Source organism: Pseudomonas arvensis, from assembly GCF_056688935.1.
In genome coordinates, this window is sequence record NZ_CP162038.1 from 5,150,036 (window position 1) to 5,164,027 (window position 13,992).

Below are 13,992 nucleotides of genomic sequence, written 5' to 3' on the forward strand. Positions count from 1 at the left end.
CTTGCCCCTCCCACATTAGACGGTCTTCGCCTGGAAGACCGGGCTGGCAGACTTCGGCTTGCGAAACACCAACACATTCCCCAGCATCACCAGCACCAACCCCGCCAGCGCCGGCGCGGTCCATTGGTAGCCCTCGGCAAACGCCGACACATTCAGCGCCACCACCGGGAACAGCACCGTGCAATACGCCGCCCGCTCCGGCCCCATGCGCCCCACCAGGGTCAAGTAGGCCGTAAAGCCGATTACCGAACCCGGAATCACCAGGTACCACAGGGCGCCGACATACCGTGCGCTCCAGTCCATCTCAAACGGAATGCCGCGCACCAGGCAATAGGTCGCCAGCATCAAGGCGCCGTACAACATCCCCCAGGCGTTGGTGGTCAGCGGCCGCAGGCCGGCCTTCTGTTGCAGGCTCGACAGCATATTGCCGGCCGAGAAACACATCGTCCCCAATAACGCCAGGCCCAGACCAAGCAAGGTCTGCGGGCTGGCGGTGTGCCCTGCCAGTTCCGGCCAGAACAACAAGCCCAACCCCGCCAGACCAAGACCGCCACCCATCAACACGTTACGTGCCACCCGCTGGCCGAAAAACACCCGGGCGTTGAGTGCGTTCCACAACGTGGCGGTGGAAAACACCACCGCCACCAACCCGCTGGGAATCCACTGGCTGGCGGTGAGGAAGCACATGAAGTTGACGCAGAACAGGCACAGCCCCTGGGCCAGGCAGATCAAGTGCCCGCGCCGGTTCATCACCTGCAACTTGCGACTGAGCAGCAACAATGCAAACAACACCAGCGCCGCCAGGCCAAAGCGATAGACGATGGACACAGGAATCGCCACCACGCCCAATTGCCATTTGAGGGCGATCCAGGTGGTGCCCCAGATCAGCACGCTGAGTAAATACAGGGAAAGGTTCATAGCGGGCTCCATCGATTGAGCCACAGTGTCGCCTTCAACGTTCGTAACGTTCTTGCACATTCTTGCGCTTTTGTCGGGCGCTGGGCTCACAGCGCCAGCCGTGCGGAGTAGGATGCAAGGCGTCGGAGAACACACACCATGTCAGATCTGGAATCCCTGCAAGTCTTTCAAGCGCTTAACCGTTCGCCCAACGCACGCCTTGAAGCCTGCGCCGAGCTCGGTGACGGCTTGTCGGCGGCCTTGTGGAGCAATCATCACGATTCCCAGGACTACCAGGCGCCCAGCCACCACACGCTGTCCTGCTACATCGGCGGTGGCACCGGCACGTTTCGGCGTGACCAGCCGGGCACCAAGGGCGGCCCCGACAAGCTGTGCATCCTGCCCGCCGAGCATCAGTCGGCGTGGGTGATCAACGGTGAAATCCGCCTGGCCCACGTGTATTTCAGCCCCGAGCAATTCGCCTTGGGCTGCGTCACCCTGCTCGACCGCGAGCCGCGCGCCCTGGAGCTGCGCGAAAGCACCTTTCTGCAAGACGACAGCCAGGCCCGACGTTTCCACCAGTTGATCGCGCTCAATTGGCAGGAGCCCGCCGAACGCCTGCTGACCAGCAGCCTGGCCCATGAAATGCTCAGCCACACCCTGCTCAGCCAGGTAGGCGCCCGAGAAGGCCTGCGCTTGAAAGGGGGGTTGGCGGCATACCAGCGACGGTTGTTGGTGGACTACATCGACCAGCACCTGGAAGACCCCATCAGCCTGGGCCAATTAGCTGGCCTGTGCGCGCTGTCGGAATACCATTTTGCGCGGATGTTCCGCCAAAGCTTCGGTCTGCCGCCCCATCAATATCTATTGGCGCGTCGGCTGAGTCGTGCGCAAAGCCTGCTGCGCGGCGGTGCCCTGCCCCTGGGCGAGATAGCCTTGCTGTGCGGATTCTCCAGCGCCAGCCACTTCACCCATCGCTTCCGCCAGGCCATGGGCGCTACGCCCGGCGACTACCGTCTGGCGTTCATTTAGACCATCAAGCCCAACGTCTTGGCCTTGGCCACCGCCTGGGTGCGCCGCTCGACGCCCAGCTTGCTGTGGATGCGCCGCGCGTGGGTCTTGACGGTGTGCAGGGAGATAAACAGCCGGTCGGCGATTTCCAGGTTGGAGCTGCCCTGGGCGATCAGTTGCAACACTTCCAGTTCACGCTGGCTCAAAGGGTTTTCCAGCGTGCCGGGGGTTGATGCCTGAGGCTCCATGCCCAGCTCGCTCAACAGTCCCGGCGAGCGCAAGCGCAGCTCGCGAATCGCTTGTTGCACCTGGCAACGTGCGGCCAGGTCCAGGCCGGTTTGCAGCGAACGGCGCGCCAAGGCCGGGTCGCCCAGTTGCCACGCCACTTCACCCAGGACCAGGTGCAGCTCGGTTTCCAGGCAGAGCATGCCGCGCTGGTGGGTGGTTGCCAGCAACACGTTGAGCCGTTCTATGGGTTGCTCGGCGCAGCCCAGTTTTACCTCCGCCAGCACCAGCAGGTATTCCAGGCGCGGGATCAGTTCCAGGGTAGCCGGCGGCGCTTGTTTGCCCTGGGGCCCACGAAAGTGGCGCAGCACACGGCGCACTGCTTCCACGGTCAATTCGGCGCGGCCTTGCTGCAGCCAGAAATGCCCGCTGACCAACAACAGCACCGCACGGTACACAGTGTCCGGCACCTGGCGTTGCTGCATCAGCCGTTCGGCTTCGCGCAGTTGGATAAACGCCTGGGCGTAATCACCCCGGTTGGCAGCCAGCAGCGCCAGGCCGAGATATCCGTAGAGCACGCGCTTGTCCTGGCTGTGCAGGCACATCTTCAAGCCAGTCTCGAAACACTCGGCGGCCAGGCTGTCCTGGCCCTGGCGCAGCGCCAAATGCCCGCGCCGCAACGCAATGCGCCCCACCAAAGGCCCGGCCTTGAGTCGCTGCTTGAGCAACATCGCCTGCACCGTTTCCAGCAGGCTCTGCGCCCGATACGGCGCGCCGCGCTGTTCCAGCAATTGCGCGTGATCCAGTTCCAGCAAGGCCTCCAGTAGCAACGAACCATGGGCGCGCGCCAGGCACAGCGCTTCACGGTTCAGGCCTTGGGCGACGTCCAGCTCGCCGCGCAGCAAGGCTTGCTGAGTCAGGCCCGACAGGCACATCAAGCGGGACGTCCAGGCGCTGTCGGGCAACGCTTGCAGGGCCTCTAGAAAATGCAGACGAGAGCCCTCGGCATCGCCGCCCAGGTGCAGTAGCCAGCCCCACTGCGCCTGCCAGCGCGCCAGTAGATAACGCTGTTGCGCCGCCGAGGGTTGCGGGGCAAATCGGGCCAACTGATCGATGCACGCAGCCGCCTGTTCGAAGCGCCCGGCAAACAGCAACGCGGCGGTCACCAACCCCACCAATTGCGCCGAGCCGAGCATCAATTCATCGCCATGCTGCTCATGCAGGCGCAACAGCAACACGGCGTTCTGCTGGCGGAACAGATCCTCGAAGCTGAAGTGCTGCAACAAGCTCACGGCCATTTCATATTCTTCGGCCAGCAGCGCTTGTTCGAAAGCCGCCTGCCAGTCCTGTTCGGTGCAAAACCATTGGCAAGCGCGACGATGCCAGGAGCGTTTGGCCGGCCAGGGTTCGTCGTGCATCAGTTGCGCCAGCGGCGGGAAAACCTGCAGCCAGTCGGTGTCTTCCCACGGCTCGATAAATGCGCCGAGCGTCTGCAAATCCCGCAGGTACTGGCCACCGTCGCCCGCGCCGAACAAATGCTCGCACAGGCCCGCATTGAAGCGCGGCAGATGGGCCAGCACGCGCCAGGCCTCGGCCAGCTCCGGCGGCAGCGTGCTGAAGAGTTCATGTTGCAGGTAGTCGAGCAGGGTCTTGTCGGGATGACCGTCGCCCAGCAACGCGATGCGTACACCCGCGCACCAACCGGCGCTGAACTGCATCACGCTGTCGACGGACTGAGCCGGCGCATGGCCGAGCAGAGCCTGAATTTCCGAAGGGGTAAAGGCCAGTTCAGCGCCGCACTCAAGCAGCTCATCATCAAGCAGCAGCCGCGGCCAATTGCACGCCGGACGCCGTCGAGCGCCCAGCCACCAGGTCAGCGCCGGGCTGCTGGCGGTGAGCAGGCGGTCGAGCAAGGCGTCGGTGTCGGGAGCGGGCAAGCGGCAGAAATCATCGAGGAACAACCACGCCGGCGCCTGCCAACGACTGAGGTCCAGCAGCAAGGTAGTTTCGTCGGTAAACGTCAGGCCCAGGTTTTGCGCCAGTCGCTGGCACAGGTCGAGAGGGCTGAGGGACGCGCCATTGAGCGGCAACCAATAGACTTGGCAACCCGCAGGCGCCTGCAACGCGCACTCGGCGAGCAACGCGCTCTTGCCACTGCCGCCAGGGGCGCACAACAACTTGACGCGCGCCTGCGCCACCAGCAAAGGCTCGGCCAGGCGGGGGCGCAGCAGATGATGGGCGGACAGCCGGGGCATGAATCCAGGACGGTCCAGGCAGCGTGTCATGGCAGTCATTGCTGCATCCTGCGTTCTTATTGTTATGCAACGTGTTGCGTACCCTAGTCCTGTGGCGGGGGGTTGTTGAAGAAGTATTCAGCAGGGTGATTGAAGGCCATGCACAGAAGTGGGAGGGGGCTTGCCCCCGATGGCGGTGTATCAGTCAACCAATCCAGTGACTGATACTCCCTCATCGGGGGCAAGCCCCCTCTCACATGTTGACTGCGCTTCGATCCGGGATCAGCGTACGCCTTCAGCCCTCAACGCGGCCGGGGTGTAGTCCGCTGCCTTGGCGGCGAAGCCGAACACGAAGCTGCTTTTCTCCTCGTTTTTCATGCCCAGTGCGATGTAGCGACCGGCAATGATGTCGTACAGGGTTTCGACGGTGTAGGCCGGCACCTGGTGGTCGTAGTAGAACTGCGCATGGCCTTCAGCGACGCGCCACAGTTGGCCGCGACCGTCGTAGTGATCCACCAGCGCGACTTGCCAGCTGTCTTCGTCGATGTACATGTGGCGCTTGGCGTAGATGTGCCGCTCGCTCGGTTTGACCGTGCCGACCACTTCCCACACGCGGTGCAGTTCGTAGCGGGTCAGGTCCTGGTTGATGTGGCCGGCCTTGATGATGTCGTCGTACTTGAGGCTCGGCGAATCGAGTTTGTAGCTGTTGTAGGGGATGTACATCTCCTTCTTGCCCACCAGCTTCCAGTCGTAGCGGTCGGGGGCGCCGGAGAACATGTCGAAGTTGTCGGTGGTGCGCAGGCCATCGGACGCGGTACCCGGCCCGTCATAGGAGACTTGCGGCGCACGGCGCACGCGGCGTTGGCCAGCATTGTAGATCCAGGCCAGGCGCGGTTCTTTCACCTGGTCGAGGGTTTCGTGCACCAGCAACACGTTGCCCGCCAGGCGCGCCGGGGCGGTGACCGACTGCTTGAAATAGCTCAGCACGTTGGCCGCCTTGGCCGCGTCGATATCCGGGATCGCCTGAGGCACCGCCACCTCTTCTTCGAAGCGGATCGGCGTGTAGCTGCCGTTGGTCTGCGGGGTGGCCTGGGTGATGATGCGGCGCAGGTTGCCGCCGTGGTAACGGGTGATGTGGTTCCACAGCACTTCCACGCCATTCTTCGGAATCGGGAACGCGTAGTAACGGTTGCCGGTGAAGTTCTCCAGACCGTTGCCGTCGTTGATCGCCTTGACGTTGAGCGCGCTGCGCTTGATCGACTCGTAGATATCCGCCGGCAGGTTGACCGTGCGGTGGCTCGGGTACACCGGGATCTTGTAGGTCTCGGGGTAGCGCTTGAACATCGCCACCTGGCCGTCGGAGAGTTTGTCTTTGTACTTGTCGACGGTGGCGGCGGTGATCACGAACAGCGGTTTTTCACTGGCAAACGGGTCAGCCAGGAAGCCTTTGCTGTCCACCGCGCCGGCGTTTTTCGGGATGCCGCCGGTCCAGGCCGGGATCGAGCCGTCGGCATTGCCGGCTTTTTCGGCGCCGACTGGCGTGAGGGTGGTGCCCAGCTTGGCCGCTTCCTCCGGCGACACGGCTGCCATCACGTGGGCGGCCAACAGACTCAGGGCCAACACTGCAATTGTCTTACGCATAGGTTCTTGTCCTTCTTTAAGCCAAATCAGAAGTTCACGCCGAAGCTGAGGGCGAGGAAGTCGCGGTCGGTCAGGGTGTTGTAGTCGCCGCCGAAAAAGTCGGTGTAGCTGAGGCTGGCGGTGTAGGTGCTGCGGTAGTCCGCATCCACGCCGACGCTGATGGCCTTGGCGCCTTTGTTGAAGATCCCGTTGGGGCCGTAGCCAGCCACGTCATGGGACCAGGACAGGTTGGGCTTGAGGTTCACCCCGAAAATCGCGTTGTTGTAGTCGAGGATCGCCCGCGCGCGGTAGCCCCAGGAGGTGGAGGTGACAAAACCGTCGGTGTCACCCTGGAAACCGTAGGCGCCGTAGACCGAATCACGGCCATAACGCAGCTTGGATTTGTCCTCCAGGCCTGCCACGTGGACGACTGCCGCCTCGCCGACCAGGGTCAGGCGTTCGGCGCCGAGGACCTGGTCGAAGAACTGGGTCATGGTGCTTTGGATCTGAGTGATTTCCTTGCGGCGGTAGCCTTTGTTGTCGCTGCCGAAATTGCTGCGGATGGGTGAGGCCAGTTGGCCGGCGATAGGGTTGACCAGCGCCAGTGTCAGGTCAGTGGTGTTCAACTGCACCGGGGCGTTGGGCCGGTAGCTGATTTCCCCGGTCCACGCGGTGCCGGTGGGCAAGGTCGTGGAGAAACTCGCGCCGAACAGGCGGATGTCTTCCGGGTAGTCGAGATAGTACTGGCCACGGCCGAGCATGGTGCTCTGGGCCAGGGCTGAACCGAAACCTGCAGGAGCGGCGGCGGCGATGCCACCAATGGTCGCCAGGTTCGTATTGGCGGTAATCGTGCCGACAGTGGGCGTACGGCTGTGATAGTTCATGAAGTAGAGGCCGTACTCGGTGTCATCACCCAACCAGCGCAGGGCTGCACCGAATTGGCCGGAGTCCCGCGCGTCACGGTCGCCGGCACGCTGCACCACCACACCCTCGCGGGTCACCACAAAGCCTTGGCCGCGTGATGCGGCGATCGGTTGCAACGCTGCGATCCCCGGACTGCCTACGGTGTAATTACCCGTGCAACCATCCGCCGCTACGTCACCGCCAAAGAAGGTGCCGCAGTTATCCAGCACGGTCTGGTCCCACTCCAACTGATAAAACCCTTCCACAGTCAGTTGGTTGGTCAGGCTCTGGGACGCAAACAGCATGTTCACCGGGATCAAGCCTTCCTTGATCTCGGCACCGGGCCGGCGGAACGCCGACACGTCAATCGGGTTGATGCTGTTGATGGAGTTGCCGATGAAGGTACTTTCGCCCCAGCTGACCACCTGCTTACCGGCGCGCACGGTGCCCGGCAGGTCGCCCAGGGAGTAGTTGTGGTAGACGAACGCATCGAGGATCTGCGCACCGCTGGACTTGGCGCCTTCCTTGCGGTTGTGGTCGCTGATCTGCTTGAACTCGCGGTCTTCGTCCTTGAGTTCAAAGTCATACCAGTACTTGCCACGCACGAACACACCGGTGTCGCCGTACTTGAGTTCCAGGTCGTGCAGGCCCTTGAAGATTTTCGAGAAGGTCTCGCCCTTCTTGAAATTGAGCCGCCCGTCATCCCCCGTGGAAGCCTGGCCTGTGCCGCCATTGACGGTACCAACCAGGCTCTTGTCGGCATCGCGCATGCCCCAACTCGACCCCACCGACAACGACGAATCGAATTGCCCTTCGATCTCGCCAATATTGAACGAAACAGCCTGAGCCTGGGCGCAGCAACCCAAGGCAACCGCAGCGGCCAGCGCCTGTGGCGTGAAGATGGCGCGCATTGTTGTTTTTGTCATGCGTCTTCCCCGGTGAGTGACAGAAGGCCCCACCCTACTGCCGCGCATCAGGAGCGATAAGCGCACCAAGGAGGGATTCGTGTTGTCGCTCGAAAGGATTACCAGGCGCTCTGGCCTGGGTCTGGGCGGGGGCATCGACCGGGTGGATGGCGGGTTATCAGGGGCGTGGATGGCGAGCGCCGTAACTGTTGCAATTTTGACAACAGTGCATGTCGTGAATCGCTATTACTCATGCTGTTACAAACGACTATTCTTGCCGGGCTTTCAGGGCAAACAGTCCGCTTCCTGCCAACGGAAGAAAAGCCAGATTCAAATGGATTGATGTCTTTTTTCAATCTGTTACCGGTGTTCACTGACGTTGATTTGTCGCTCCTTGATCCAACGTCTTACTTCAGCCGCTGCGTTTGCAGTGGCTTTTTTTTGCCTGAAATAAAACGGGGCGCCATCAGCGCCCCGTAGGATTCAATCTTTTTCAAGCAACGATCAGAGGCTGTATTTCTGCAAGTTGGCCATCATCTCCTTCAAGGCCTCGATGTTGTCCTTGGGATGAGCCGCCCCTTCGAAGTCGCAGATCTGCTGCCAGTGCGCGGCCACATCATCCGGCGAAAAGCCGGCTTCGGGATCAAAGCCCACGCCCAGGCTGCGCTCCCAGCGGGTCTTGCCGATCCAGCCACCGCCCACTTCAAACAACCCCGAGGTTTCCTGGCAGGCTTCGCTGCCCAGGTACACCACCAGCGGGCTGACCAGTTCCGGCTTGAGACGCTCGAACACTTGCGGCGGGATCAGGCCTTCGGTCATGCGCGTGGCGCCCGTGGGGGCGATGGCGTTGACCAGGATGTTGTTCTTGCGCCCTTCCAGCGCCAGGGTGCGGGTCAAGCCATACAGGCCGAGCTTGGCCATGCCGTAGTTGGACTGACCGAAGTTGCCGTAGATACCCGAGGTGGACGCGGTGAAGATCACCCGGCCGTAACCTTGCTCACGCAGATGGGGCCAGGCGGCGCGGGTGACTTTGTAGGCGCCTTCGACATGCACGCGGTACACCAGGTCCCAGTCGGCGTCTTCCATTTTGTGGAAGGTTTTGTCGCGCAGGATGCCGGCATTGTTGACCACCACGTCGATGCGGCCAAAGGCGTCGAGGGCGTTCTGCACAATCTTGTCACCGTCGGTGACAGAGTCGTGGTTGGCTTCGGCGATCCCGCCCGCTTCGCGAATCTCGGCCACCACCCGGTCGGCCGCCGAGGCATTGGCGCCTTCGCCCTGGGTGGAACCGCCGAGATCGTTGACCAGCACCTTGGCCCCGTGTCTGGCGAACAACAGCGCATGGGCCCGGCCCAATCCGCCGCCGGCACCGGTGACGATCACGACCTTATCCTGGAACTGCACTGACTCACTCATACCGAACTCCAATGGCGACAATGGGAATGGGTCGAGTGTCGGGCACCCAGCCTCTGGTCACAATAAAGACGGCCAGGGCTGAATGGTGCTCGATAAGGCAGAGGGATGATCCTAGGGTCTAGGAATAAGCCAGGCGCGGCGCAGCCAGCCCAATTCGATCACGAAACGCCTGGTAGTGCTTGAGCACCAGCACCGGCGCCTCGATCTGCGGGTAGTGGCCGATATTGGCCAGCAGCACCGTGTCGGCGTTGGGCACCAACTGGCGGTAGCGCTCCACCATGTGGATACCCGAGATCGGGTCGATCTCGCCGTCGATCACCCGCAACGGCACGTCAGCGTGCTGCATCGCCGCCACCCAGCGATCACGCAGGCGCCGACGCTGGGGAATGTAGGCAATGAGTTTGTGCAGGATGCGCGTGCCATCGTTGCAGTCGATCAGGCTCCAGAAATCGTCAAGGGCGCTTTCGCTGGGGCGGGTGTTGGGGCCGAATATCTGGTTGAAGCTGTCGGCCAGGGCATTGCGCCCGAACGCGCGGCCGATCATCCAGCCCAGCGGGCTGAGCAAAAGCTTTTGCACCAGCGCCGGGCGATGGGTTTCCGGGAACAGCCCGCCGTTGAGAAACACACAACTGGCCATCTGGAAGCGGCCTTCATAGTGTCGGGCCAACAGTTCCTGGGCGACGCTGTCGCCATAGTCATGGGCCAACACATGCACCGGCTGATCCAGGCGCAGATGCTCAAGCAGCGCCTGTTGCAAGTCCGCCTGTTCGAGCAAGCAGTAGCCATGGTCCAGCGGCTTGTCCGAATCGCCAAAGCCGAGCATGTCGCAGGCGATGACCAGGTTGTGCTGGGCCAGAGGTTGCCACACGTAATGCCAGTCCCAACTGGCGGTGGGAAAGCCATGGATCAGCAGTAACGGTTCGCCCTGCCCCGCCGTCCAATAACGGATGGTGCGACCGCGAAAGTCGAAACTCTGGCTGCGTTTGCGCCAGGCTCTGAGCGGGATCTCGGCGAGTGGCATCAGCTTTTATACCCAGGATCTTGAGCATCCAATTTGCGCAGCAACGCCGGCCAGGCCAGCGCGCCCCCCATACCCTGGGCGCTCTTTGTGACAGCCGCGACCATGGCCTTGGCGCCCGCCAGAATCTGCGGGCCAATGGCGATCAATTCAGCGCCGCCGTTTTGCGCCAGCACCTGGATATCGCAGGCGCGCTGAAAGGTGAACATCATCAGGAAGGTGTCGGCGATGGTACTGCCACAGGTGAGCAGACCATGGTTGTGCAGCATCAGGAAATTGTTGTCGCCCAGGTCGGCCTGCAGGCGCGCCTTCTCTTCGTGGTTCAGCGCCACACCTTCGTAGGCATGATAGGCCAGGCTCGACAGCACGAAGATCGATTGCTGGCTGATCGGCAGCACGCCTTGTTTCTGCGCCGCCACCGCCACGCCGGCGGCCGTGTGGGTATGCAGCACGCAGGTGACATCGTGGCGCACTTCATGGATGGCGCTGTGGATGGTGTAGCCCGCGGGGTTGATCTCGTAGGGGCTGTCCATCAGCTTGTTGCCGGCCTGGTCGACCTTGACCAGGCTCGACGCGGTAATCTCGTGAAACATCAGCCCGTAAGGGTTGATCAGGAAATCATCGGTGCCCGGCACCTTGGCCGAGATGTGGGTAAAGATCAGGTCGTCCCAGCCATGCAGCGCCACCAGGCGATAGCAGGCGGCCAGGTCGACACGGGCTTGCCACTCGGCAGCACTGACCTGATCTTTGACAGTCTGTGGCGATACAACAGGGGCTAGGCTCACGGCAACGACCTCCTTGGCGCACTTCTTATTGTTTTTTTAATGACGGGCCAGTCTAGTCAGACGCCCTGGCAGACGGAGTTGCCTTCGCAGCCAGCTTGATGACCGTACGAGTCAGCTAGGAGAATAGTTTAAATCTGTGTAAACGGCGTCAAAGAGACGCCGTCAATAAAGCCACTGCGAACCGCTCAGTCAGCGCGCAGTAAGGCGACCAGCTCAGCCAGCCAGGGCTCGGCGTCGGTTTCCGGAGTGACGCTTTCGCTGGCGTCGAGGCGCAGCATCGGCAGAACTTCGCGCACGCCCAACTCGCCAAACAGTTCGCGCATTTGCTCACCGCCACCACAGAAGGTGTCGCCGTAGCTGGCGTCGCCCAGGCCGATCACCGCACCGGGCAGACCGCGCCAGGCGGCGGGCAACTGGTCGCGAATCGTCGAATACAACGGTTGCAGGTTGTCGGGCAGTTCACCCATGCCGGTGGTCGAGGTCACCGCCAGAAACGCCTCGGGGGCAAATGCCTGCAAATCCGCCAGGGTTGCGCGGGGGTTGTGCCAGGCTTCAAAACCGGCTTTTTTGAGGATGCCGACGGCGTGGCGGGCGACTTCTTCAGCCGTGCCGTAGACCGAGCCGGAAAGGATGGCGACTTTCATCAATCTGATCCTGTAGTTGAGCGAAAGCCTGGGATATTAACAGCGACGCAAATATTTCGGGGCACACCGTGCAAGATTCAGGACTTGCCATAAACTGCCCATTTCAACAACCAGCCATGGATCGCTCAATGATTAACGCCAAGCTGATGCAAATGGTGATCGACGCTTCCAACGACGGCATCGTGGTCGCCGAACGGGAAGGCAAAGACAAGCCGCTGATTTACGTAAACCCCGCATTCGAACGACTGACCGGCTACACCCTGGATGAAATCCTCTATCAGGACTGCCGCTTCCTGCAGTCGGGTGACCGTGACCAGCCAGCGCTGATAGCTATCCGGGACGCGCTGGAGAATGGTGGGACGTGCCGGGAAATCCTGCGTAATTACCGCAAGGACGGCAGCCATTTCTGGAACGAACTGTCACTTTCGACGGTGCATAACGCGGCCGATAAACAAACGTATTTTGTCGGCGTACAAAAAGACGTCACGCTCCAGGTCAAGGCCCAGCAGCGTGTAGCGCAATTGGAAGGCGAATTGGCCCAGGTCAAGGCCGAGCTCGCGGCGCTCAGGGCGACCAGCGGATTAAACAAAACTTAGAAAATGCGGCCATATGAGCAGATAATGGCACTTTAATGCCCTCCCTACTGAGCCCGTACGATGCAACGCGATGCGCTTCTGACCCAGGATGAGCTGGATTTCATTCAGAACATGCAACACAACCCGCAACTCAACTTGCGGGATGCGTCGTCGAGCCTGACCGTCAACGGCGGTGCGCAGATTCGCGACTTGCTCACCCGCCTGGCCGCCCACGACCATGTCACCATCCAGGCACAGTTCGACAACCAGCAACTGACCTTTCCCCTGCACTTGGTGGAGGATGAGTTCAATGCCGTGCATCTGCGTCTGGGGGTGCCGAGCATTTTCGAAGACGGCCCAGTGATCCGCGCCTGGCGGCTGGCGCTCGAAGCACCGGTGGCCCTGGAAAACATCAAGGGCACGGCGAGCGCGCTGTGGGTGCATGAAGTGTCATTCAAGGGCGTGCTGGTGGAGATTCGGGGCAGGATCAAGCCGCCAAAAACCTTTTCCCTGTGGTTCAGCCCTTCCGGCTATGAGCGCATCAGCCTGCGCGGCGCGTTCGAACGGGAAACGGCGCGGGGGTTGTTTGCCTATCGCCTCAGCCAAAGCGATACGGATGAAATCGAGCGCCTGCGCCAGTTCATCCTGCATCAGCACCGCCTGGTGCACCCGCAGATGCACGCCTGAGATCAGGTATCCAGGTTACCGCTGAGGAACTGCTGCAAGCGGCGTTGCATCTCGCGCCCTTCGCTGCCCAGGCAACCGATGGAGGAGCCTGCCAGCGCACTCTGCGCCAGGTCCGACGCGGCACCCGCCAGAAACAATGGGCAATCGAGGGTCAACGCCAAGCGATTGAGGCGCCCGGCCAACTCAAGGTTATGGGCATGATTGGAGAGGATGACCAGCGCCTGGGGCTGCATCTTTTCACACACCAGCGTCAGCTCATCAAAGGGCTGGCCCATGCCCAGCACCTTCACGGTCAAGTCATCACGACTCATCAACAGCGCCGCCACCAGCAACTCCAGTTTGCGGCATTCGCCGGGCATGGCGGTCAGCAGTACCCTGGGCGCCAGCGACCCACTCGCGACGTGCAGCCGCAGGAAGGTTTGTACACGCAGGAAGGCGTCGAAAAACAGCCATTCGCTGGCCTGGCCGAAACCTCCCTGGTGGCGCAACAGCTCGTTCCAGAGGGGCATCAGGATGTCCTGGAACGCCACACTGAGGGGATAAGTGGTAAAAATCTGGCCGTACACGCTCTCCAGCTGGCGGTCATCAAAGGCACTGATCGCGGTCATCAGGCGCGCCCGCCACTGCGGCCATTCGGCGTCTTCAAGGGTGTCACGCTCAGCACGAATCATTTCGGCCTGCTGATCGTCGCGGGCGAGAATCTTGCCGACCTTGCTCACGGCCACTCCCCGCTCGATCCAATCAAGAATGCGATTGACGGTATCAATGTCGGACCTGGAGTGGAGGCGATGCCCACTTTCGGTGCGCATGGGCTGGATCAGACCGTAACGGCGCTCCCAGGCACGCAGGGTGACCGGGTTGATGCCTGTCAATCTTGAGACTTCACGGATTGGAAACAGCTCAGAGACGTCAGTTGAATCCAGATGCGAAGTGCTATCAGTGGGAGCAGTAATCACGGGCATTTGAGACCAAAAAACCGTTTGTAGTCGGGTGCTCATTTAACGCCTTTAGACCTGTCTTTTTCAAGGTCTGGGCTTTTCGGACCAATGTCGCTGGTGTATTTCGGCAAAAC

At 61.5% G+C, this 13,992-nt stretch carries 12 protein-coding genes; 3 read left to right on the forward strand and 9 right to left on the reverse strand.

Features of this window, described 5'->3' with window-relative positions; genetic code table 11:
• Window positions 1-15: 15 nt before the first annotated feature.
• On the reverse strand, window positions 16-918 hold the full coding sequence (locus AB3G88_RS23350) for a DMT family transporter (protein ID WP_480451857.1): 903 nt from the start codon (window positions 916-918) through the stop codon (window positions 16-18).
• 138 nt (window positions 919-1,056) lie between these two features.
• Here AB3G88_RS23350 and AB3G88_RS23355 point away from each other — a divergent pair, with 138 nt between their 5' ends.
• On the forward strand, window positions 1,057-1,929 hold the full coding sequence (locus AB3G88_RS23355) for an AraC family transcriptional regulator (protein WP_191960104.1): 873 nt from the start codon (window positions 1,057-1,059) through the stop codon (window positions 1,927-1,929).
• On the opposite strand, the gene AB3G88_RS23360 is transcribed toward AB3G88_RS23355, so the two are convergent.
• The 7 genes from AB3G88_RS23360 to AB3G88_RS23390 form a co-directional block, all read right to left on the reverse strand.
• Window positions 1,926-4,427, reverse strand: a complete 2,502-nt coding sequence (locus tag AB3G88_RS23360; RefSeq protein WP_480451860.1) for a helix-turn-helix transcriptional regulator — start codon at window positions 4,425-4,427, stop codon at window positions 1,926-1,928. The genes AB3G88_RS23355 and AB3G88_RS23360 overlap by 4 nt on opposite strands.
• A 222-nt stretch (window positions 4,428-4,649) precedes the next feature.
• Window positions 4,650-6,008, reverse strand: a complete 1,359-nt coding sequence (locus tag AB3G88_RS23365; RefSeq protein WP_099587271.1) for a DUF1329 domain-containing protein — start codon at window positions 6,006-6,008, stop codon at window positions 4,650-4,652.
• A 26-nt stretch (window positions 6,009-6,034) separates the two neighbouring features.
• Window positions 6,035-7,816 (reverse strand): DUF1302 domain-containing protein, encoded by a 1,782-nt coding sequence (locus tag AB3G88_RS23370; RefSeq protein WP_099587270.1) that lies wholly within the window; start codon window positions 7,814-7,816, stop codon window positions 6,035-6,037.
• Window positions 7,817-8,299: 483 nt separating this feature from the next.
• Entirely contained in the window at window positions 8,300-9,211 is a 912-nt protein-coding gene (locus AB3G88_RS23375; RefSeq protein ID WP_099587269.1) for an SDR family oxidoreductase, read from the reverse strand.
• 118 nt (window positions 9,212-9,329) lie between these two features.
• The gene (locus AB3G88_RS23380) at window positions 9,330-10,232 is read right to left on the reverse strand and encodes an alpha/beta fold hydrolase (RefSeq protein ID WP_099587268.1); all 903 of its coding nucleotides are present in this window, start codon (window positions 10,230-10,232) and stop codon (window positions 9,330-9,332) included.
• Window positions 10,232-11,014 (reverse strand): class II aldolase/adducin family protein, encoded by a 783-nt coding sequence (locus tag AB3G88_RS23385; RefSeq protein ID WP_112196715.1) that lies wholly within the window; start codon window positions 11,012-11,014, stop codon window positions 10,232-10,234. Before AB3G88_RS23385 ends, AB3G88_RS23380 begins: the two co-directional genes overlap by 1 nt.
• A gap of 185 nt (window positions 11,015-11,199) precedes the next feature.
• Window positions 11,200-11,658 carry a flavodoxin gene (locus AB3G88_RS23390; protein ID WP_480451863.1) on the reverse strand — a complete coding sequence of 153 codons (459 nt, stop codon included), beginning with the start codon at window positions 11,656-11,658 and terminating at the stop codon, window positions 11,200-11,202.
• Window positions 11,659-11,786: 128 nt separating this feature from the next.
• Between AB3G88_RS23390 and AB3G88_RS23395 the strand changes: the two genes are divergently transcribed.
• Complete coding sequence (locus AB3G88_RS23395) at window positions 11,787-12,254, forward strand: PAS domain-containing protein (protein WP_400529916.1); 468 nt, start codon at window positions 11,787-11,789, stop codon at window positions 12,252-12,254.
• 60 nt (window positions 12,255-12,314) lie between these two features.
• Window positions 12,315-12,920: a hypothetical protein gene (locus AB3G88_RS23400; protein WP_099587264.1), complete on the forward strand. Its 606-nt coding sequence runs from the start codon at window positions 12,315-12,317 to the stop codon at window positions 12,918-12,920.
• 2 nt (window positions 12,921-12,922) lie between these two features.
• On the opposite strand, the gene AB3G88_RS23405 is transcribed toward AB3G88_RS23400, so the two are convergent.
• The gene (locus AB3G88_RS23405) at window positions 12,923-13,882 is read right to left on the reverse strand and encodes a MerR family transcriptional regulator (protein WP_480451865.1); all 960 of its coding nucleotides are present in this window, start codon (window positions 13,880-13,882) and stop codon (window positions 12,923-12,925) included.
• Window positions 13,883-13,992: the final 110 nt, after the last annotated feature.

What these genes read in the sequence shown, in the direction of transcription:
- AB3G88_RS23365 (WP_099587271.1), bottom strand. Translation starts at nt 6,008, where the DNA reads ATGCGTAAGACAATTGCAGTGTTGGCCCTGAGTCTGTTGGCCGCCCAC.
- AB3G88_RS23380 (WP_099587268.1), bottom strand. Translation starts at nt 10,232, where the DNA reads ATGCCACTCGCCGAGATCCCGCTCAGAGCCTGGCGCAAACGCAGCCAG.
- AB3G88_RS23390 (WP_480451863.1), bottom strand. Translation starts at nt 11,658, where the DNA reads ATGAAAGTCGCCATCCTTTCCGGCTCGGTCTACGGCACGGCTGAAGAA.
- AB3G88_RS23370 (WP_099587270.1), bottom strand. Translation starts at nt 7,816, where the DNA reads ATGACAAAAACAACAATGCGCGCCATCTTCACGCCACAGGCGCTGGCC.
- AB3G88_RS23350 (WP_480451857.1), bottom strand. Translation starts at nt 918, where the DNA reads ATGAACCTTTCCCTGTATTTACTCAGCGTGCTGATCTGGGGCACCACC.
- AB3G88_RS23400 (WP_099587264.1), top strand. Translation starts at nt 12,315, where the DNA reads ATGCAACGCGATGCGCTTCTGACCCAGGATGAGCTGGATTTCATTCAG.
- AB3G88_RS23360 (WP_480451860.1), bottom strand. Translation starts at nt 4,427, where the DNA reads ATGACTGCCATGACACGCTGCCTGGACCGTCCTGGATTCATGCCCCGG.
- AB3G88_RS23355 (WP_191960104.1), top strand. Translation starts at nt 1,057, where the DNA reads ATGTCAGATCTGGAATCCCTGCAAGTCTTTCAAGCGCTTAACCGTTCG.
- AB3G88_RS23375 (WP_099587269.1), bottom strand. Translation starts at nt 9,211, where the DNA reads ATGAGTGAGTCAGTGCAGTTCCAGGATAAGGTCGTGATCGTCACCGGT.
- AB3G88_RS23395 (WP_400529916.1), top strand. Translation starts at nt 11,787, where the DNA reads ATGATTAACGCCAAGCTGATGCAAATGGTGATCGACGCTTCCAACGAC.
- AB3G88_RS23405 (WP_480451865.1), bottom strand. Translation starts at nt 13,882, where the DNA reads ATGCCCGTGATTACTGCTCCCACTGATAGCACTTCGCATCTGGATTCA.